Source organism: Stenotrophomonas sp. Sm6012, from assembly GCF_030985895.1.
GTDB classification, from domain to species: domain Bacteria; phylum Pseudomonadota; class Gammaproteobacteria; order Xanthomonadales; family Xanthomonadaceae; genus Stenotrophomonas; species Stenotrophomonas forensis.
Genome location: NZ_JAPTFX010000011.1, coordinates 1 through 16,687, shown reverse-complemented (window position 1 = coordinate 16,687; position 16,687 = coordinate 1). Strand labels below are relative to the sequence as shown.

14 protein-coding genes are annotated in these 16,687 nt (G+C 67.8%); 7 read left to right on the top strand and 7 right to left on the bottom strand.

Annotation, left to right across the window (positions count from 1 at the left end; all coding sequences use genetic code 11):
• Positions 1-4 precede the first annotated feature (4 nt).
• Complete coding sequence (locus tag O0J73_RS03765; protein WP_197563508.1) at positions 5-781, bottom strand: ABC transporter permease; 777 nt, start codon at positions 779-781, stop codon at positions 5-7.
• On the bottom strand, positions 778-1,674 hold the full coding sequence (locus O0J73_RS03760; RefSeq protein ID WP_308308044.1) for an ABC transporter ATP-binding protein: 897 nt from the start codon (positions 1,672-1,674) through the stop codon (positions 778-780). Before O0J73_RS03760 ends, O0J73_RS03765 begins: the two co-directional genes overlap by 4 nt.
• 202 nt (positions 1,675-1,876) lie before the next feature.
• Between O0J73_RS03760 and O0J73_RS03755 the strand changes: the two genes are divergently transcribed.
• The 4 genes from O0J73_RS03755 (at position 1,877) to O0J73_RS03740 (ending at position 6,424) form a co-directional block, all read left to right on the top strand.
• Complete coding sequence (locus tag O0J73_RS03755; protein WP_308308043.1) at positions 1,877-3,124, top strand: efflux RND transporter periplasmic adaptor subunit; 1,248 nt, start codon at positions 1,877-1,879, stop codon at positions 3,122-3,124.
• A gap of 102 nt (positions 3,125-3,226) precedes the next feature.
• Positions 3,227-3,916 carry an ABC transporter ATP-binding protein gene (locus O0J73_RS03750; protein WP_004153799.1) on the top strand — a complete coding sequence of 230 codons (690 nt, stop codon included), beginning with the start codon at positions 3,227-3,229 and terminating at the stop codon, positions 3,914-3,916.
• 14 nt (positions 3,917-3,930) lie between these two features.
• Positions 3,931-5,088 (top strand): ABC transporter permease, encoded by a 1,158-nt coding sequence (locus tag O0J73_RS03745; protein ID WP_004153798.1) that lies wholly within the window; start codon positions 3,931-3,933, stop codon positions 5,086-5,088.
• A 13-nt stretch (positions 5,089-5,101) separates the two neighbouring features.
• Complete coding sequence (locus tag O0J73_RS03740; protein ID WP_004153797.1) at positions 5,102-6,424, top strand: ABC transporter permease; 1,323 nt, start codon at positions 5,102-5,104, stop codon at positions 6,422-6,424.
• 75 nt (positions 6,425-6,499) lie between these two features.
• Here the strand turns inward: O0J73_RS03740 and O0J73_RS03735 are convergent, their stop codons facing one another.
• The gene (locus O0J73_RS03735; RefSeq protein ID WP_197563500.1) at positions 6,500-6,799 is read right to left on the bottom strand and encodes a YrhB domain-containing protein; all 300 of its coding nucleotides are present in this window, start codon (positions 6,797-6,799) and stop codon (positions 6,500-6,502) included.
• 358 nt (positions 6,800-7,157) lie between these two features.
• Here O0J73_RS03735 and O0J73_RS03730 point away from each other — a divergent pair, with 358 nt between their 5' ends.
• Positions 7,158-9,983, top strand: coding sequence for a TonB-dependent receptor (locus O0J73_RS03730; protein ID WP_308308042.1), 2,826 nt, complete (start codon positions 7,158-7,160; stop codon positions 9,981-9,983).
• A gap of 120 nt (positions 9,984-10,103) precedes the next feature.
• Here O0J73_RS03730 and rarD read toward each other — a convergent pair whose 3' ends face one another.
• Positions 10,104-11,003, bottom strand: coding sequence for an EamA family transporter RarD (gene rarD, locus O0J73_RS03725; protein ID WP_308308041.1), 900 nt, complete (start codon positions 11,001-11,003; stop codon positions 10,104-10,106).
• On the bottom strand, positions 11,000-11,905 hold the full coding sequence (gene yedA, locus O0J73_RS03720) for a drug/metabolite exporter YedA (protein WP_197563496.1): 906 nt from the start codon (positions 11,903-11,905) through the stop codon (positions 11,000-11,002). Before yedA ends, rarD begins: the two co-directional genes overlap by 4 nt.
• 223 nt (positions 11,906-12,128) lie before the next feature.
• On the opposite strand from yedA, the gene O0J73_RS03715 reads away from it, so the two are divergent.
• Entirely contained in the window at positions 12,129-13,463 is a 1,335-nt protein-coding gene (locus tag O0J73_RS03715) for an MFS transporter (protein ID WP_308308040.1), read from the top strand.
• A 67-nt stretch (positions 13,464-13,530) separates the two neighbouring features.
• Positions 13,531-13,830 (top strand): hypothetical protein, encoded by a 300-nt coding sequence (locus O0J73_RS03710; RefSeq protein ID WP_308308068.1) that lies wholly within the window; start codon positions 13,531-13,533, stop codon positions 13,828-13,830.
• 74 nt (positions 13,831-13,904) lie between these two features.
• On the opposite strand, the gene O0J73_RS03705 is transcribed toward O0J73_RS03710, so the two are convergent.
• Both O0J73_RS03705 and O0J73_RS03700 read right to left on the bottom strand, forming a co-directional pair.
• Entirely contained in the window at positions 13,905-15,557 is a 1,653-nt protein-coding gene (locus O0J73_RS03705) for a M28 family metallopeptidase (protein WP_308308067.1), read from the bottom strand.
• A gap of 105 nt (positions 15,558-15,662) precedes the next feature.
• Positions 15,663-16,595 carry an MBL fold metallo-hydrolase gene (locus O0J73_RS03700; protein ID WP_308308039.1) on the bottom strand — a complete coding sequence of 311 codons (933 nt, stop codon included), beginning with the start codon at positions 16,593-16,595 and terminating at the stop codon, positions 15,663-15,665.
• Between the last annotated feature and the right edge of the window lie 92 nt (positions 16,596-16,687).

Below are 16,687 nucleotides of genomic sequence, written 5' to 3'. Positions count from 1 at the left end.
CAGTTCAGCCGATCCGGCGCAGGCGGCGGCGCGCCAGCAGCAACGCCACCACGGTCACCGCCAGCAGCACCAGCAGATGGCCGCCGATGCTGCCGGCCGACGGCAGCCCGACCACCGGCAGCGCCAGCTGCGCCAGATGCCAGGTCGGCCACAGCGGTGCCAGCGTCGAGAACAGCGCAGGCAGCGCCGACAGCGGCAGCCACAGCCCCGACAGCAGGGCCAGCGGCAGGTAGACCAGGTTGACCATCGCCGGCGCCGCACTGGCGCTGACATGGCTGCCGATCAGCAGGCCGATCGCCCCCAGCGGCAGCGCGGCCAGGCCGGCCACCGCCAGCAGCTGCAGCACCTGCGCAGGATGCAGGTGCACGCCGCCCAGCACGCGCGCCACGCCGATCAACAACGCGCCCACCAGCAGCGCGAACATCACGGCCATCGCCAGCCGTGCCAGCAATGGTGCCGCCGCCGGCATCGGCAGCGCGCGCTTGAGGGTCAGCAGGCCGCCTTCGCGGTCCAGCGCGAGCTGCACGCCGAAGCCGAACAGGGCCGGCGCCATCGCGCCGAACACGCAGTAGGTGGCCAGCAGGTACAGCGGCGCATGACCACGCCCCAGCAGCACGCCGAACAGCAGATAGAACAGCACCGGGAACAGCAGCGACGGCACCGCGAACGCGGGCGTGCGCCAGGCGCGGCGCAGCTCGGCCTGCAGTTCAGCGGCGTAGGGCCGCAGGGCGCGGCGCCATCGCGGATGCACGGCTGCAGGCGTACGGATCAGGGTGTTCATGCGACCTCCCGGGTCATGTCGAGGAAGGCGTCGGCCAGCGCCGCGCCCTGTACTTCCAGCTCGCACAGCTGTGCGTCGGCGGCCAGCAGGCGCGCCACCACCGGCTCGGCCGGGCTGGCCAGCAGCTGCAGGCGCTCGCCCTCGCGCTGCACCTGCTGCACGCCGGGCCACTGCCGCACGTCGTCGGCAAGCAGCGTGCTGCGGCAGCGGATGCGGCGCGGCCGGTCGGCCAGGCGCAGTTCGGCCAGCGGCGCGTCGGCCAGCACCCGGCCCTGCTCCAGCACCACCACCTGCTGCGCCAGCGCTTCGGCCTCCTCCAGGTAATGGGTGGTCAGCAGCACGCCGCAGCCCTCGGCCACGTGCTGCCGGATCGCCTGCCACATCCCCTGCCGCGCCTGGATGTCCAGGCCGGTGGTGGGCTCGTCCAGGAACAGCACGCGCGGGCGGCCGCAGATCGCGATGGCGAACTGCACGGCACGCTGCTGGCCACCGGACAGCTGGCCGTAACGGCGCCGCGCCAGCGCCTGCAGGCCGGCGCGCTGCAGCACCTCCGGCAAGGGCATGGGGTCGGGATAGCAGGCGCTGGCCTGCGCCACCAACTCGTCCACCTGCAGCATCGGCGGCAGGCTGGTGCTCTGCAGCATCACGCCCAGGCCCAGTCGGCTGGCGCGCTGCTGCGGGTCGCCGCCGAGCAGCTCGACCTCGCCGGCATCGGCCCGGCGCAGGCCCAACAACACGCTGATCGCGGTACTCTTGCCAGCACCGTTGCGGCCCAGCAATGCCAGCACCTGGCCAGCGCGGACCTGCAGGTCGATGCCATGCAGGGCGGTATGGTCGCGATAGCGCACCTGCACCTGCTGCAGGCGGGCCAGCGACGGGGCGATCGGATCCATGGGCGGTACCGGTAGCGGGGACGTTGCCATCCTGTGCCGCCGTGGTCACGTTTCGCAGTTGCCGCCGTCAGTGTCATCGGATGACAGCTGTCACTGCCATCATCGCCGTACCTGCCTTCATGCTGTGCCGCACGCTCCCTCGCCGGAACCGCCGCCGTCCGCGCTTCCGGCCACACCCGCCCGAACGCCTGTGATGGAACGAATGAACGCTTCTGCCGAGCTGTTGAAGGAACTCCGTATCGACCGCAAATCGCCGCCGACTGCCTCCGGCGGCAGTGGCGGTGGCCGCCGCTGGCTGTGGATCGCGATCATCGTGGCCGTGTTGCTGATCGCCGCCGCCGTCGCCTTCCTGTTCGGCCGCTCGCCGGCCGTGGAAGTCGAAACCGCGCCTGCCGTGGCCATCCAGCAGGGCAGCGCCAGCAGTTCGGTGCTCGACGCCAGCGGCTACGTGGTGGCCCGGCGCATGGCCACAGTCTCGGCCAAGATCACCGGCAAGGTACGCGAGGTGATGATCGAGGAAGGCATGCGCGTGGAGCAGGGCCAGATCATGGCCACGCTGGACCCGATCGATGCCGACGCGCAGCGCAGCCTGTATGCCTCGCAGCTGCAGGCCGCGCGCAGCCAGGTCGCCGGGCTGGAAGCGCAGCAGAAGCAGGCCGCGGCCGAAGCCAGCCGCCTGCAGGCGCTGGTCGGCCAGCAGCTGGTCTCGCGCTCGCAGTACGACCAGGCCGTGGCCCAGCGTGACAGCCTGCGCGCCCAGCTCGACACCGCCCAGCGCAACGTCAAGGTCGCCCACGACCAGTTGGCCATCGCCGACCTCGGCGTGGACAACAACGTGGTGCGCGCGCCGTTCTCCGGCGTGGTCACCGCCAAGGCGGCGCAACCGGGCGAAATCGTCTCGCCGCTGTCGGCCGGCGGTGGCTTCACCCGTACCGGCATCGGCACCATCGTCGACATGGACTCGCTGGAGATCGAGGTCGAGGTCGGCGAGGCCTTCATCGGCCGCGTGCAGCCGAAGATGCCGGTGGAAGCCACGCTCAACGCCTACCCGGAGTGGAAGATTCCGGGCGAGGTGATCGCCATCATTCCCACCGCCGACCGCGGCAAGGCCACGGTGAAGGTGCGCGTCGCGCTGAAGGTGAAGGACCCGCGCATCGTGCCGGAGATGGGCGTGCGGGTCAGCTTCCTGGAGCAGGCACAGCCGCAGGCCGCCAGCACGCCGCAGGGTGTGCGCGTGCCGGCCGGCGCGGTGGTGCAGCGTGAAAGCAGCACGGTCGCCTTCGTGCTGGGCGATGACAGCCGCGTGCAGCAGCGCACGGTCGAGGCCGGCCAGGCGATGGGCAAGGACCGCCAGATCCTCAAGGGCGTGAGCGCGGGCGAGTCGGTGGTGGTCAATCCACCGGAGACCCTGCGCGATGGCGCCAAGGTGCAACAGAAACAAGCGCAGTAACGGCCTGGCGCCCCCGCGCGCCGCCGGCAGCACCGCTCGACGCACGCCCGCGGCCACCGCGGGCGCATTGCCCCGTTTCCCGCCTTCCGTGGAGAACCACCCATGTCGACCCTGGTTTCACTGCGCAACATCACCAAGACCTACCAGCGTGGCCCCGAGAAAGTGCAGGTGCTGCACGGCATCGACCTGGACATCGCGCGCGGCGACTTCGTCGCACTGATGGGTCCGTCCGGTTCGGGCAAGACCACCCTGCTCAACCTGATTGGCGGCCTGGACAACCCCAGCGGCGGCGAGATCAGCATCGAAGGCGAGCGCATCGACCAGATGAGCGGCGGCCAGCTGTCGACCTGGCGCAGCCACCACGTCGGCTTCGTGTTCCAGTTCTACAACCTGATGCCGATGCTGACCGCGCAGAAGAACGTCGAGCTGCCGCTGCTGCTGACCCACCTCAGCGCCGCGCAGCGCAAGCGCAATGCGGAGATCGCGCTGACCCTGGTCGGCCTGGCCGACCGCCGCAGCCACCGCCCGAATGAACTGTCCGGCGGCCAGCAGCAGCGCGTGGCGATTGCCCGCGCGATCGTCTCCGACCCCACCTTCCTGATCTGCGACGAACCCACCGGCGATCTCGACCGCCAGTCCGCCGAAGAGATCCTGGGCCTGCTGCAGCAGCTCAACCGCGAGCACGGCAAGACCATCATCATGGTCACCCATGACCCGAAGGCGGCCGAGTACGCCACCCACACGGTGCACCTGGACAAGGGCGAGCTGGCCGACGCCCCGCTGGCCCACTGACGGAGGCCACCGCGATGAAATACTTCTCACTAGTGTGGGCGCAGCTGTTCCGCAGCCGCACACGTACCTTGCTGACCCTGCTCTCGGTGGTGGCCGCGTTCCTGCTGTTCGGCATGCTCGACTCGGTACGCGTGGCCTTCAATTCCGGCGGCAGCGTGGAAGGGGCCAACCGGCTGGTGGTGGCCTCGCGGCTGTCGATCACCCAGTCGCTGCCGATCCGCCTGGAGACCCAGATCCGCCAGGTCGCCGGCGTGCGTGATGTGGCCTATGGCATGTGGTTCGGCGGCATCTACCAGGACCCGAAGAACTTCTTTCCGAACTTCTCGGTGTCGCCCAACTACTTCGATGTCTACCGCGAGCTGCAGATCGACCCGGCGCAGCTGGAAGACTGGAAGCAGACCCGCACCGGCGCCATCGTCGGCGAAACCCTGGCCAAGCAGTTCGGCTGGAAGATCGGTGACACCATCCCGCTGCAGGCCACGATCTTCCCGCGCGGCGGCAGCAACGACTGGCCGCTGGAACTGAAGGGCATCTACCGCTCCAAGGACCGTGCGCTGGCCGCCAACGAAGAACGCCAGTTGATGATGAACTGGAAGTACTTCGATGAATCCAACGACTACATCAAGAACCAGGTGAGCTGGTACACGGTGACGCTGGACAATCCCGACCACTCTTCGCGGGTGGCGCAGGCCATCGATGCGATCTCGGCCAACTCCGACCACGAGACCAAGACCCAGACCGAGTCGGCGTTCCAGCAGGCCTTCGTCAAGCAGTTCGCCGACATCGGCATGATCGTCACCTCGATCATGGGTGCGGTGTTCTTCACCCTGCTGCTGCTGACCGGCAACACCATGGCGCAGGCGGTGCGCGAGCGCGTGCCGGAACTGGCCACGCTGAAGACGCTGGGCTTCAGGGACAGCACCGTGCTGACCCTGGTGATGGTGGAGTCGGTGCTGCTGATCGGCCTGGGCGGCCTGATCGGCATGGGCCTGGCCGCACTGGTGCTGCCCGCGATCAGCCCGAAGAGCATGGGCATGCTGCCACCGCACGTGCCGACGCCGACCTGGCTGATGGGGCTGGGCCTGATCGTGGTGATCGGCATCATCGTCGGGCTGTTGCCGGCGCTGCGTGCCAAGCGCCTGAAGATCGTCGACGCACTGGCCGGCCGCTGAGGAGGACACCGACATGTTCAAGAGCAAACTCAAGAAGTGGCTGGGCAACGCGCTGACCGTGCTGCTGCTGGTGATCGGCCTGGTACTGTGGATCAGCCTGCCGTGGATCGGCGTACTGGCCGTGGCGGTACTGGTGGCGCTGTGGCTGCTGCTGACCCGCGGCGGACGGCTGGCGCTGGCCGCCACCCGCATCGGTGTGGCCAGCCTGCCGCAGCGCTGGGGCGCCTCCTCGGTGATCGTGGTCGGCATCGCCGGCGTGGTCGGCGTGCTGGTGGCGATGCTGGCGATGGGCGAAGGCTTCCAGGCCACGCTCAACAACACCGGCGATGACACCACTGCCATCGTGCTGCGCGGCGGTTCGCAGGCCGAGACCAACTCGGTGATCACCCGCGAGCAGGTGCCCACGCTGTCCACCCTGCCCGGCATCAGCCGTGATGCGCAGGGCCGGCCACTGCTGTCGCCGGAGCTGTCGCAGGTGGTCAACCTGGTCTCGAAGGCCGATGGCACCGACGTCAACGCGCAGTTCCGTGGTGTCGGCCCGCAGGCGTGGGCCGTGCATGACAAGGTCAAGATCATCGAAGGGCGCCGGTTCGCCGCCGGCCTGCGCGAGATCGTGGTCGGCCAGGGCGCACGCGGCCAGTTCCGCGATATGGATGTCGGCAGGACGCTGACGCTGGGCAACCAGACCTGGACCGTGGTCGGCGTGTTCGCCACCGGCGATGCGCATGATTCGGAACTGTGGACCGATGCCGATACGCTGGCCACCACCTATCAGCGCAGTGCCTGGCAGTCGATCAGCGTGCGTACCGATGGCAAGGCCGGCTTCGAGCAGTTCAAGGCCGCCGTCGCCGCCGACCCGCGGCTGAAGCTGGACGTGGAAACCACCCGCGTCTACTACAGCAAGCAGGGCGGCGGGCTGACCAAGCTGATCGACATCCTCGGCAAGGTGATCGGCACGATCATGGCGGTGGGTGCGGTGTTTGGTGCACTCAACACCATGTATGCCGCGGTGGCCACGCGTGCGCGCGAGATCGCCACCATGCGCGCGATCGGTTTCCGCGGCCTGCCGGTAGTGACCGCGGTGATGCTGGAGACGATGCTGCTGGCGCTGCTCGGCGGCCTGCTCGGTTGCGCGGTGGCGTGGCTGCTGTTCAACGGCTACAGCGTGTCCACCATCGGCAGCAATTTCAGCGCGGTGGTGTTCAAGTTCCATGTGTCGCCGGAACTGCTGTGGACGGGCCTGAAATGGGCATTGGGCATCGGCCTGGTCGGCGGCCTGTTCCCGGCGCTGCGCGCGGCGCGATTGCCGATCACCACCGCACTGCGCGAAACCTGAGCATCACGCAGCGATACAACGCGCATCACGCAGGGGGACGGAGCGAAGGCTCCGTCCCTTTTTCGTTTGCCGAACTCAGAAATCTGCCGCTGCGGCATCAGACGGCAGGGCGCGCGAGGCCAGATGCTGGCGAAGGACCTCCTCCGGCGGATCCGCCGTGCCCAGCGCGTGCTGCTCGCCCGTATGCCGGTCGACGAAGATCGGTCCATTGCCGGCCAACGCATCCGAGATTTCGCCGGATTGCAGGTATCGCAGCGACTGGAAGCAGAACAGCCAGCCTTCGACCACTTCCTGCTCGTGCGTGATGGCAACCGGCTCATCATCTCTTGCAAGCGCAGCCTGCACGCGACGGCGAGCTTCTTCGAGCTGGATCATTCCTTCATCTCCCACTTTCGACGACAACGCGAAGAGCATTTCATGCAGGAAGATGCATCGCAACGGATGTGCGCCTGCATGCAAGCGCGCGCTGCGGCGTGTTGTCGCAACCCCTCAAGCGTGCCGGGTTGGTGCCGCTATCGATGCCTCTGCCCATTGCAAACGCAGCACGCGTGACGTTGCGCACAGTGCATCTGTGGATTGTTGGTTGCGATTCATTTTCGCACGCATGCAGCAGCACGGAGGCAAACAGTTACCGATGGAAACACTCTAGAATCCGGCCCCCCACGTTGGTTTGCAGCACCCCACGCGCCCACAGAACGGGCGCTTGTTTTTCCTGAAACACGAGATGTCACGGATGTCCCTGAAAACCACTCCGCTGCGCAACGCGATCGTGATCGCGCTGGCCGCCAGCTGCACCACCCCCGCCTTTGCGCAGAGCGCCGGCGATACCACCACCAACCTCGACCGCATCGAAATCACCGGCTCGCGCATCCGCCAGGCCAGTGTCGAAACCGCACAGCCGGTGATCGCGCTCAGCCGCGCCGATATCGACAAGAAGGGCTACGTCAACGTCGCCGACATCCTGCAGGACATTCCTGCAGCAGGCGCGCCCAGCATGAGCCGCGCCTCGTCGCTGACCTCCTCGCGCGACTTCGGCGGCATGTACGTCAGCCTGCGCAACCTGGGCCCGGAACGCAGCCTGGTGCTGATCGACGGCCGACGCATGGGCGTCAGCGCCGGCGGTTATTCCGACCTGGCCTCGATCCCGTCGGCGATTGTCGAGCGCGTGGAAGTGCTGACCGACGGTGCCTCCGCGCTGTACGGCTCGGACGCCATCGCCGGCGTGGTCAACATCATCACCCGCAGGAACTTCGATGGCGGCCAGGCCAGTGCCTACGTCGGCCAGTACGGCGAAGGCGACGGCCAGAAGCGCTCCTACAGCGCCACCTTCGGCAAGACCTTCGACCGCGGCTGGTTCAGCATCGGCGCCGAGCGCACCAAGGAAGAGGAGGTGCTGGGCAAGGACCGCGAGTTCAGCCGTTACCCGAATGGCCCGCGCCACCCCAATGACGGCCTGAACGGCAACACGCCGTGGGGCTACGTCGCCGTGGGTGGCAAGAACCTGACCGTGGGCCCGGGCGGCGACCCGAGCAAGGCGGGCAACTTCCACGCGCCGGACCCGGCCGACGGTGCCAACACCAAGTCGAACATGAGCCTGCAGACCGGCCTGGAGCGCACCTCGGTGTTCGCCAACGGTGGCTTCTCCATCACCGACGACCTGCGCATCGTCGCCGACGCGCTGTACAGCAAGCGCGAGTCGATCAAGCACCTGGCCGGTTACCCGTACTCGGTGAGCGCCGCGCAGGCACGCAGCGGCAGCCGCGCCGCGCTGTCCAAGGACAGCGCATTCAACCTGTGGGGCCAGGATGTGCTGTTCGCACACCGCACCGAGGAACTGCCGCGCGGCACCGAGAACAACCTGGAAACCAAGCGCGCCAGCATTGGCCTGGAAGGCAGCTTCGAAACCGGTTCGCGGTACTGGGACTGGAACGTCAGCTACATGTACAACCGCAATGAAGGCGAGCGCATCGGTACCGGCAGCATGTACCAGCCGCACGTCAACCTGGCCGTCGGCCCGTCCTTCATGGATGGCGACGTGGCCCGTTGCGGTACGCCGGGCGCGGTGATCGCCGGCTGCGTGCCGTGGAACCCGGCAGCACCGATGGGCTACACCGGCCCGGGCTCGCTGAGCAACCAGGACGTGCAGGACTACCTGTTCACCCGCTTCGTCGACAAGATGCAGAGCACCACCAAGGTCGCCAGCGGCAACATCTCCGGCTCGCTGTTCACCCTGCCGGCCGGCGACATCCTGGCCGCGCTGGGCGTCGAACACCGCAGCGAAGAAGCCAGCTACACCCCGGATGCGAAGGTGCAGAAGGGCGAGATCGCCGGTACCAGTGGGCAGCCGACCCGTGGCAACTACTCGCTCAACGAGGTCTACCTGGAACTGCAGGTGCCGCTGCTGGCCGACCTGCCGTTCGCCCGCGAACTGTCGCTGGACGTGGCTGGTCGCTACTCGGATTACAACAACTTCGGTTCGACCACCAACAGCAAGTTCGGGCTGAAGTGGAAGCCGATCGACAGCCTGCTGGTGCGCGCCACCTACGGCACCGGCTTCCGTGCGCCCACCGTGGACGACCTGTACGGTGGCACCGTCAGCAGCCGCGACGCGTTCACCGATCCGTGCGATACCTCCTTCGGTACCGCCGCCACCAGCGCTGCCGTCGCCGCCCGCTGCCAGGCGCTGAAGGTGCCGGCCAACTTCCGCCAGCTCAACAGCGATGGCAGCGTGGCCACCAAGCCCGGCCAGCAGGCCACCACCGATTTCAGCTCCGGTTCCAACCCGGAACTGAAGCCGGAAACCGCCAAGACCTGGACCGTGGGCCTGGTGTACAGCCCGGACTTCGTGCCAGGCCTGGACGTCAGCCTGGACTGGTGGAAGATCCGCATCAACAACGCCATCGTCGGCGAGTCGGCCACCAACCTGCTGGAACAGTGCTACGTGCAGGGTTCGGACGCCGCCTGCGGCCGCTTCACCCGCGGCAGCAACGGCCAGGTCAACAGCCTGGACCGCTCGCTGGTCAACGCCGGTTTCCGCGAGACCGCCGGCTATGACATCAACCTGCGCTACCGCCTGCCGGACACCACGTTCGGCAAGTTCGCCGTCAACTGGAACACCACCTACACCGACTACCTGGAGCAGCGCAACGACAACGCCGTCACCACTCCGGTGGAACAGCGTACGGGTTGGGGCGGCGACTTCCGCGTGCGCTCCACCTTCAACCTGGATTGGCAGTACGGCGACTTCGGCATCGGCTGGACCGCGCGCTACTACTCCAGCATGAAGGAGAAGTGCTCGTACATGGACGAGTGCAACCTGCCGGACTTCAACTCGCCGTACACCAGCACCTCGCCGACCAACAAGGTGGGCTCCAACACCTTCCACGACCTGCAGGTGCGTTACAGCCTGCCGTGGGATGGCACCGTGTCGCTGGGCGTGAACAACGTGTTCAACCACCAGGGTCCGACCATGTACAGCCAGCCGAACAGCAGCTTCACCTACTACGGTGGCTTCGACATCGGCCGCTTCATGTACATGAAGTACCAGCAGCGCTTCTAAGCCTGCACCCGCGTTCCCGCCACCGCCATCTCTCTCTCCTGGCGGTGGATGGAAGCAGAACGGCGCCCTTCGGGGCGCCGTTCTTTTTCCTGCATCGTGTTCGCCGGGCCTGGCCCGGCGCTATCGTTTCGCAACGCGCATCGTGCGGATGTTGTCGCCGACAAACAGCACCAGGCCGGCCCAGATCGCCGCAAAGCCGATCGCCTTGCCGGTATCGAATCCTTCGTGGAAGAAGAACACGCCCAGCAGCAGCTGCAGGCTCGGCGCGATGTACTGCAGGATGCCGACCAATGACAGCGGGATGCGCTTCACGCCGTAGGCAAAGCCGATCAGCGGTACCGCAGTGACCGCACCGCCGAAGATCAGCAGCAGGTCGTTGCGCCAGCCCCAGCCATGGAAGAAGGCACCGCCGTGGCCGTTCTCGGCCCAGATCGCGAACGCCAGCGCCGGCAGGAACAGGTACAGGCTTTCCACGCCCAGGCCAGCCACCGGATCGACCGAGACCAGCTTGCGCAACAGCCCGTACAGGCCGAATGAACAGGCCAGGCCCAGCGCGATCCACGGCGGCGTGCCGGCATCGATGGTCAGCCAGGCCACGCCCACCGCCGCCATCGCCACCGCCACCCACTGCAGGCGGCGCAGGCGTTCCTTCAGTACCAGCACGCCCAGCAGCACGTTCACCAGCGGATTGATGAAGTAGCCCAGGCTGGTCTCGATCACATGCCCGGCATTGACTGCCCAGATGTACAGGCCCCAGTTGAAGGCAATGGTCAGGCTGGACACCAGCAGGATCGGCAGCGCGCGCGGCTGCGCCGCGATCTTCTTCCACCACCCCAGGCGCGAGCTGATCAGCAGCCAGCCCAGCACCATCACCGTGCTCCAGATGATGCGGTGGGCGATGATCTGGAACGAGGGCACCTCGTTGAGCAGGTGCCAGTACACCGGCACCAGCCCCCAGATCACGAAGGTGGACGCGGTGACCAGCAGGCCCCGGCGTTGTTCTTTCTCGTCCATGCTCATTGCTTTCGCGTCCTTGCCATCGTCAACACCACCACGCCCAGAAGAATCACCGCCATGGCCAGCAGGTCGCGCCAGCCGAACCGTTCACCGTTGAGCAGCGCGCCCAGCAGCACCGCGATCACCGGGTTGACGTACGCGTAGCTGCCCGCGAGCGCCGGGCGCACGTTCTGCAGCAGCCATACATAAGCGGTGAACGCGACGATGGAACCGAACACGCACAGGTAGGCCATCGCCAGCAGGCCGCTGGTGTCGGGCAACGTGGTCGGGCGCTCGCCCACCACCAGGCCGATCAGCACCAGCAGCACGCCGCCGCAGATCATCTGCCCGGCCGCGGTCATGAACGGGCCCGGCAGGTCCAGGCCGCGCGCCCACACCGAACCGAACGCCCAGCCGACCGGTGCGATCAGCAGCAGCACCAGCCCGGTTGGCGATGCGGTCAGGCTGCTGCCGGCATTGAGCCAGACCACGCCCAGGAAGCCGATGGCGATACCCAGCCACTCGCCCCGGCTGGCATGCTGGCCGCGCAGCGCCGAGAACAGCGCCATCCACAGCGGCACCGAGGCCACCGCCGTGGCGGCCAGGCCCGAGGACACCTCGCGCTCGGCCAGCACCACCATGCCATTGCCCAGCACCAGCATGGTCACGCCCATGATGACCAGGTTGCGCCACTGCCGCAGGGTCGGCCTGGGCAGCTTCCAGAACACGCGCAGCGCCAGGTACATCACCCCGCCGGCAATGATGAAGCGGCTGCCGGAGACCATCGTCAGCGGCAGCGCGCCGCCGTGCAGGGCCTTGGCGATGCCCAGGTAGGTCGAGCCCCAGACCACATAGACCAGCAGCAGTGCCAGCGCGACAAGGCCACCCCGGGGGGCAGCCGCAGACGGAGAGGGGGGAGCCGACATGACGCACCAAGGAGCCGGGGGAAGGCGGATTCTAGGACGTTTTGAGTATGGTCCGGGACCCCGGACGATGGCACGCTGTCATCCATCCATGCACCCTGCTCTGGTCTGCTACCCCGTGTTGACGGTCGATGCAGTACCAAGAGGGCTGCCCGGCCGCGCCGCCCCAAGGCCGGGCGCCGTTTTCCCTGCGCACGGACGCGCCGCATCGAGGATTCCCACCCAGATGAGCACCACGCCCCAACCTGCTGTTCCCGCGAACGACCGGGCCGCCCTGCGGCGGTCGATCTCCAACACCCTCAAAGGCTCCGCCGGCAACCTGGTGGAGTGGTACGACGTCTACGTGTACTCGGTGTTCGCCGTGTACTTCGAATCGCAGTTCTTCTCGCCGGACGACAAGAACTCCACCATGTACGTGTGGGCGATCTTCGCCGCCACGTTCCTGATGCGCCCGATCGGCGCCTGGTTCTTCGGCCGCTTCGCCGACCGCCACGGCCGCCGCCTGGCGTTGACCGTCTCGGTCACCCTGATGGCCGTCTGTTCCTTCCTCATCGCCATCACGCCCACCGCGGCCAGCATCGGCATCTGGGCGGCGGTCATCCTGCTGTTCGCACGCCTGCTGCAGGGCTTCGCTACCGGCGGTGAGTACGGTGCCAGTGCCACCTACATGTCCGAGGCCGCCATTCCCGGCCGTCGCGGCTTCCTGTCCTCGTTCCACTACGTCACCCTGGTCGGTGGCCATGTGCTGGCCCAGCTGACCCTGCTGCTGATGCTGACCTTCTGGGGCAAGCCGGAAATCTCCGAGTGGGGCTGGCGCATCGCCTTCGGCATCGGTGGCATCGCCGCGGTGGTAGTGTTCTGGCTGCGCCGGGGCATGGACGAGTCGCTGTCGGAGTCGTCCATCGAGGCCGCGCGCGAAGGCAAGGCACAGAAGTCCGGCTCGATGTACGAACTGTTCGTGCACCAGTGGCGGCCGCTGCTGCTGTGCTTCCTGATCACCGCCGGTGGCACCGTGGCGTTCTACACCTACTCGGTGAACGGCCCGAAGATGATCCAGAGCGCCTTCGCCGGCAACGACCCGATGACCGGCACCCTGATCAACCTGGGCGTGCTGACGTTCCTGATGGTGCTGCAGCCGGTCGGTGGCTGGCTGTCGGACATCATCGGCCGCAAGACCCTGCTGGTGTTCTTCGGCGTCGGCGGCGTGCTGTACAGCTGGTACCTGATCACCCAGCTGCCGCACCAGCATGACGCCACCCTGGCCTTCCTGACCCTGGCCATGGCGTTCGTCATCCTCACCGGCTACACCTCGATCAACGCGGTGGTGAAGGCCGAACTGTTCCCCACCCACGTGCGTGCACTGGGCGTGGGCCTGGGCTATGCGCTGGCCAACTCGCTGTTCGGTGGCACCGCCCCGCTGCTGTACCAGGGCGCGCTGAAGACCGGCCACGTCGACTGGTTCGCCATCTACGTGACCGCGACGATCGCGGTATCGTTGGTGGTCTATGTGTTCTTCCTCACCAACAAGGGCCCGAACTGGCTCGACGGCACCCGCAAGTAAGGGCGCTGTAGTGATCGCGGCCACCGGTGCAATGCCGGTGGCCGCTGCGTCTGCCGCGTCGCCACTGATGTGGATCGCGGCGGCGCTGGCGGCCGCCACGGCACTGGCCTGGCTGCTGCGCCGTCCCGGCGCGCAGGCAGCGTGGCCGCGCATCGGCTTCGGGATTGCCCTGCTGGTGTTCTGTGCCGCGCTGGCGTTGCGGCTGGCGGTAGACCTGGGCAGCGGCCACAGCTCACTGCAGCTGCGCCTGCATCGCGGCATCAACGCAGGGTCGCCGGTTGGCCTGCGCACGATGGTGGCGTGTTATCTGGCAGCGCTCGCCGTCAGTGGCTGGGGCGCATGGAAGCTGCTGCGCCAGCGACGGTAGTGCCGGCCGCTGGCCGGCAACCACGCCGTCTTTCCGAAGGTTCATGAGGTTGCCGGCCAGCGGCCGGCACTACCTCAGCGGCGGGCGGCTTCGCTCTTGTCGCGCGCGCCGCGGAACTCCGATTCCTTTTCCCAGGTCGGCCAACGGCGGCTGTTGGCCAGCTCGGCGCCCAGGTCGTAGACCAGCAGGGTATCGGCGGCGTGGCCACTCGGGTCCCAGCTCGGGGTCCAGGCATCGCAGGCCTGGTGGTAGCAGTCGGCGAAGTACTTCTCGCGCAGCGCGCGGCCGGCTTCCACGCCACCGTCCAGCTTGTCCAGGCCCGGGCCGATGGTGATCGCCGGCACGCCCAGGCGGGCGAACGCGAAGTGGTCGGCGCGGTAGAAGAATCCCGCCTCCAGGTTCGGGTCCGGGCTGTAGCTGCGGCCGCGGGCCTTGGCCACGCGCTCCAGGTCGCCTTCCAGCGACACCCGGCCCTTGCCCCACGACGCGATGTCGCGGGTCGGGCCGTCCGGGCTGAACATCTCAATGTTCAGCACCGCGGCGGTCTTGTCCAGCGGCGCCAGCGGATGCGCGGCGTAGTAGCTGGCACCCAGCAGGCCCTTCTCTTCGGCAGTCAGCGCCACGAAGTACAGCGTGCGCTGCGGCTGCGGGCCGGCGGCAAACACGCGGCCCAGCTCCAGCACGGTGGCCACGCCGGTGGCGTTGTCGATCGCACCGCGGCGGATGCGGTCGCCCTTGGCATCGGGCTGGCCGATGCCGAAGGCATCCCAATGCGCCGAGAAGATCACCGCCTCGTCGCCGTGCTCGCCGCCGGGCAGCTTGGCCACCACGTTGCGGGTCACCACCTGCTCGCGCTTCAGCGCGAAATCCACGCTCAGCTTGGCGTTGTCCAGCGCCACCGGACGGAAGTCGGCGCGCATCGCCTTGCGCTTCTCGGCATCGAAGTCGAGACCGGCGTCGGCGAAGATCGCCTCTGCCAGCCCGCGCTGCATCCAGCCACGCAGCGGCGTGTGCTGGGCCATCGCCTCGGCCTGGCCGCGCTCGATGTCGAACAGCGGCGAGGTGCCCGAGCTCTTCACCGTGGCCCAGCCGTAGGCGGCCGGCGCGGTCTCGTGCACGATCAGCACGCCTTCGGCGCCACGGCGTGCAGCTTCCTCGAACTTGTAGGTCCAGCGGCCGTAGTAGGTCACCGCCTTGCCATCGAACGCACCCGGCACATCGGCCTCGAAATCGGCATCGTTGATCAGCACCACGGCGATCTTGCCGTGCAGGTCCACGTCCTTGTAGTCATTCCAGTGGCGTTCCGGCGCGTCGATGCCGTAGCCGACGAACACCAGCGGCGCGTCCTCGATCTGCACGCGCTTGCGCGGCTGCAGGCTCTGCAGGGTCACGTCCTCGCCGTTCACCAGTGCACGCTTGCCGCCCTTCAGCGACAGGCTGGCCTTGGCAGCGCCGTCCAGCTGCGCACGCACCAGCGGCACCGGCTGCACCCAGCTGCCGTCCACGCCGCCCGGCTGCAGGCCGTAGCTGCGGAACTGCTCGATCAGGTACTGCACCGTGCGCTCTTCGCCTTCGGTGGCCGGCGCGCGGCCCTCGAATTCATCCGATGCCAGCACGCGCACATGGCGCGACAGCGCCTGCGGATCGATGCCGCCGCCGGGCAGGTCATTGGCCGCCTGGGCCAGGCCACCCACGAACAGGCAGGACGACAGCAGCAACACGCGCATCGGATTCACGGCAATACCACGGCAGGCTTGGAAGTCACCAGAGTGTAACGTGGTCATGACGTCGCAGCGCAGCGTGGGCTCGCCCCATCCACGCATGGCGTGGATCTACCTGCGGACGCGGTCCAGCCAGCAGGCCAGGCCCTGCGCGTTGAGCTCGATGTCCATCGCCAGCACCGCCGTCACCGCGGCCTGGTCCAGCGCGCAGCCATGCTGCTGCGCGCGCTCCAGGTACAGCGCCTGCAGCGCGGCCAGCAGGCAGCGATGGCGATCGGGCCGGCCATCGCACTGGCGGCCGATGGTGGCCATCGCATCGATCTGCTCGAACAGATCGTCGGCCAGCTTCTGCACCTGCTCGACGCGGCCATAGTGGGTCAGGTACATCGCCTGCGGCGCGTAGTCGAGCATGCGCCGGATCGAGGCCTTCATCGCCTCCGGGTCGAACTGCACCGGCGACGAGGTGGGGAAGATGAAAGCGCCCTGCGCGCTGTCCAGCTCGCGGTAGGAGATGCCGAACGTATCACCGGTGAACCAGCTGCGGCTGCGCGCGTCCCACACGCAGTAGTGGTGCAGCGCATGGCCCGGCGTGTGCAACAGCACCAGCTCGCGGCCGGCCAGATCGATGCGGTGCCCGTCTTCGGCCACCACCACGCGCGTCTCCGGAATCGCCTCGATGCGGCCGTAGCTGCGCGCTATTTCCACGGCGCCGTACACCGCCGTGGCACCGGCAATCAGCCGGGTCGGGTCGATCATGTGCGGCGCACCGCGCGGGTGCAGTACCGCCCTGGCGTTCGGCAGCTGCTGCATCAGCAGGCCGGCGCCCCCGGCGTGGTCAAGATGCACGTGGGTGAGCAGCAGCCAGTCCACCGCTTCCACGCCCAGGCCGGCGTCCGCCAGCGCCTGCAGCATCGCCGGCACCGACAGGCCGGTGCCGCAGTCGACGAACGCGGCGCGGCCGTTTTCGACGATGAGGTAGGCCGCGTCGAAGTCGGGACGCTGGAAGCCGGTATCGATGGTGTGGATGCTGGGATCGGCGGTCATCGGCACGCACCTGGCAGGATCAGGAACAGACCCCCATGGTAGGCGCCAGCGCGGGCCCGGTTCGATGCGGCTTTGGTCGGGTAGTGCCGGCC

Bases quoted from the DNA above. Each gene is read 5' to 3' on its own strand.
- rarD (WP_308308041.1), bottom strand. From the start codon at position 11,003: ATGAGCATGGACGAGAAAGAACAACGCCGGGGCCTGCTGGTCACCGCG.
- O0J73_RS03705 (WP_308308067.1), bottom strand. From the start codon at position 15,557: ATGCGCGTGTTGCTGCTGTCGTCCTGCCTGTTCGTGGGTGGCCTGGCC.
- O0J73_RS03715 (WP_308308040.1), top strand. From the start codon at position 12,129: ATGAGCACCACGCCCCAACCTGCTGTTCCCGCGAACGACCGGGCCGCC.
- O0J73_RS03755 (WP_308308043.1), top strand. From the start codon at position 1,877: ATGAACGCTTCTGCCGAGCTGTTGAAGGAACTCCGTATCGACCGCAAA.
- O0J73_RS03700 (WP_308308039.1), bottom strand. From the start codon at position 16,595: ATGACCGCCGATCCCAGCATCCACACCATCGATACCGGCTTCCAGCGT.
- O0J73_RS03740 (WP_004153797.1), top strand. From the start codon at position 5,102: ATGTTCAAGAGCAAACTCAAGAAGTGGCTGGGCAACGCGCTGACCGTG.
- O0J73_RS03735 (WP_197563500.1), bottom strand. From the start codon at position 6,799: ATGATCCAGCTCGAAGAAGCTCGCCGTCGCGTGCAGGCTGCGCTTGCA.
- O0J73_RS03710 (WP_308308068.1), top strand. From the start codon at position 13,531: ATGTGGATCGCGGCGGCGCTGGCGGCCGCCACGGCACTGGCCTGGCTG.
- O0J73_RS03760 (WP_308308044.1), bottom strand. From the start codon at position 1,674: ATGGATCCGATCGCCCCGTCGCTGGCCCGCCTGCAGCAGGTGCAGGTG.
- O0J73_RS03750 (WP_004153799.1), top strand. From the start codon at position 3,227: ATGTCGACCCTGGTTTCACTGCGCAACATCACCAAGACCTACCAGCGT.
- O0J73_RS03765 (WP_197563508.1), bottom strand. From the start codon at position 781: ATGAACACCCTGATCCGTACGCCTGCAGCCGTGCATCCGCGATGGCGC.
- O0J73_RS03730 (WP_308308042.1), top strand. From the start codon at position 7,158: ATGTCCCTGAAAACCACTCCGCTGCGCAACGCGATCGTGATCGCGCTG.
- yedA (WP_197563496.1), bottom strand. From the start codon at position 11,905: ATGTCGGCTCCCCCCTCTCCGTCTGCGGCTGCCCCCCGGGGTGGCCTT.
- O0J73_RS03745 (WP_004153798.1), top strand. From the start codon at position 3,931: ATGAAATACTTCTCACTAGTGTGGGCGCAGCTGTTCCGCAGCCGCACA.